This window comes from Methylobacter sp. BlB1 (assembly GCF_015476545.1).
GTDB lineage: Bacteria > Pseudomonadota > Gammaproteobacteria > Methylococcales > Methylomonadaceae > Methylobacter.
Genome location: NZ_JADMKV010000138.1, coordinates 1 through 2440, shown reverse-complemented (window position 1 = coordinate 2440; position 2440 = coordinate 1). Strand labels below are relative to the sequence as shown.

Sequence of the window (2440 nt, the reverse complement as noted above, 5' to 3'; positions counted from 1 at the left end):
GTAAGCGTCCAGTCCGACCATCTGTGCTAACGCCGCCAAACCAGTCATCCTTATTATTTTTTGATGAGGATGCGCAATGGCATTATCAAAACAGTGGCTCGATCATATCGAAGCCTGGCAAGGCAGCGGCTTAAAGCAGTCGGCGTATTGCCGGCAGCAGGGCCTGAATACCCATACGTTTGCGGCCCGGTTGTCAGAATACCGCAAGCACAGAGCGATGTCGCCGCCAGCCTTGATCCCGGTGCAGGTTCAAAGCCTGGCGCCGCCGGCTGAGCGCTTGATGTTGCACGGCAGCCAGGGCTACCGCCTGGAGCTGCCGTCAACCGTTGATGCTGCCTGGCTGGCGGAGTTGCTGCGATGCCTGGCTTAATCGAGGCGCCTGCGCAGATCTGGCTGGCCGTTGAACCGGTGGATCTGCGCCGCGGCATCGACGGTCTGTCGACCATCGTGCAGCAGGCGCTGGGGCATTCGCCGTGCGCCGGTTCGGCGTTCGTGTTCCGCAACCGGGCCGGCAATCGCCTGAAGCTGCTGCTCTGGGACGGTAACGGTGTCTGGCTGTGCCAACGGCGGCTGCACCGCGGCCATTTCGTCTGGCTCCAGGCCCATGACGCCTGTTTTTCGATCACTCAGGCGCAATGGCAGTGGCTAATCGCCGGCGTGGACTGGCAGCGGCTGTCGGCCTTGCCACCGGCCGATTGGCAGGTCTGAAAGGCCGGGTAAAATCACCTGAAACCCAGCAAAAACAAGGCATACAGCGGCTATTCGGGGTATAATGTGGCTCATGAATCCGCTCGCCGAACTCGATCACTTGAACCTCGATTCCACCACCCAAACGCAGGTGGCGGCCGTCGTGCAGGCGCTGCTCGAGCAGGCGCAGCGGGATGCTGAAACCATCCGGGCCAAGGAAGCCGAGCTGCAAGCCAAGGATACTGAAATTCAGGCCAAAGACCTGAAAATCCAGGCCCTAACCCTGGAGCTGGCCCATATCAAGCGAATCCGCTACGGGGTCAAAAGCGAAGCGTTGGCGCCGTTGCAGCGCGATGTGTTCGAGGAAACCTGGCACACCGATCTGTCCGCTCTCGAAGCCGAAATCGAACAGCTCACCGATGACCAACCCTGTGCCACTGTCGTCAAGCCCCAGCGTCCGCGTGCGGGCCGCCAACCCTTGCCGGCGCATCTGCCGCGCATCGAGCACCGCCACGGACCCGAAGCCTGCACTTGCGGTCAGTGTGGTCAGGATTTGGTCAAGATCGGCGAAGACATCACCGAACAACTGGACGTTGAACCGGCCAAGTTCTTCGTGCACCGCCATATCCGCCCGCAATACGCCTGCCGGCAGTGCGAGACCGTGACTGCAGCACCCATTCCGCCGGCCGTTATCGACGGCGGAATGGCGGCCGTGGGTCTGCTGGCCTGGGTGCTGATCGGCAAGTACGTCGACCACCTGCCGCTGTACCGGCTGGAGCAGATCGCCGCCCGCGAACAGGTCAGCCTGTCCCGCTCGACCCTGGCTGACTGGGTCGGTCGGGTCGGTATGGCACTGCAGCCGCTGGCCGACCGGCTGGCCTGGCATCTGCGGCAGGGCAATACGTTGCATGCTGACGAGACGCCGGTAGCGCAACTGGATCCCGGCAGCGGCAAGACCCGCAAGGCGTATCTGTGGGCTTATCGCAGCAATGACCTGCAGCCGGGGCCTCGCCTCATCGTCTTCGATTACCAACCGGGGCGCAGCGGTGCGCATGCACGGCAGTTTCTGGGCGCCTGGCAGGGGCATCTGCTGGTCGACGACTATGGCGGCTATAAAGCCCTGTTCGCCGGCGGCGATCAGGCGGCCTGCATCGAGCTGGGCTGTTGGGCCCATGTGCGCCGCAAGTTCTTCGACCTGCATCAGGCCAATGGCAGCCCCATGGCGCTGACCGCTCTGGAGCGCATCAGTGCGCTGTATGCCATCGAGGCGGCGGGCCGGGATCTGGACGGCGAGGCCCGAAAGCAGCTGCGCGCGGCACAAAGCCGGCCCGCGCTCGAGGCCTTGCATGACTGGCTGCTGAAAACCCGCATCAACACGGCTAACGGCGGTGCTTCCGCCAAGGCCATCGACTATGCCCTGAAGCGCTGGCCGGCGTTGGTCCGCTATGCCGGAACCGGTCACCTGCCGATCGACAATAACGTCGTCGAAAATGACATCCGGCCTATCGCCCTGGGCAAGAAGAACTGGCTGTTCGCCGGTTCCGAACGGGCCGGCCGTCGGGCTGCCGCCATCCAGACCTTGCTGGGCACGGCCCGGCTCAATGGCCTGGATCCGGCCGCTTGGCTGAAAGACACGCTGGCCAAACTGCCGGTCTGGCCGAACAGCCGCATTGACGAACTGCTGCCCCTATCACCGGAGTTTATTGAAACGCTAAAGCAGAAATAGCGCTAGATGGTAGGGCTGGATGCATAC

Annotated in this window: 3 protein-coding genes; all 3 read left to right on the top strand. The window is 63.0% G+C overall.

Annotation, left to right across the window (positions count from 1 at the left end):
• The first annotated feature begins 76 nt into the window (after positions 1 to 76).
• The 3 genes from IT781_RS21620 to IT781_RS21610 all read left to right on the top strand — a co-directional run bounded on the left by IT781_RS21620 (position 77) and on the right by IT781_RS21610 (position 2413).
• On the top strand, positions 77 to 370 hold the full coding sequence (locus IT781_RS21620; protein WP_194972243.1) for an IS66 family insertion sequence element accessory protein TnpB: 294 nt from the start codon (positions 77 to 79) through the stop codon (positions 368 to 370).
• Positions 358 to 708, top strand: a complete 351-nt coding sequence (gene tnpB, locus IT781_RS21615; RefSeq protein WP_194972242.1) for an IS66 family insertion sequence element accessory protein TnpB — start codon at positions 358 to 360, stop codon at positions 706 to 708. Before IT781_RS21620 ends, tnpB begins: the two co-directional genes overlap by 13 nt.
• A gap of 73 nt (positions 709 to 781) precedes the next feature.
• A complete protein-coding gene (locus IT781_RS21610; protein ID WP_194972241.1) occupies positions 782 to 2413 on the top strand; it encodes an IS66 family transposase in 1632 nt (543 codons plus the stop codon).
• The last annotated feature ends 27 nt before the right edge of the window (positions 2414 to 2440 follow it).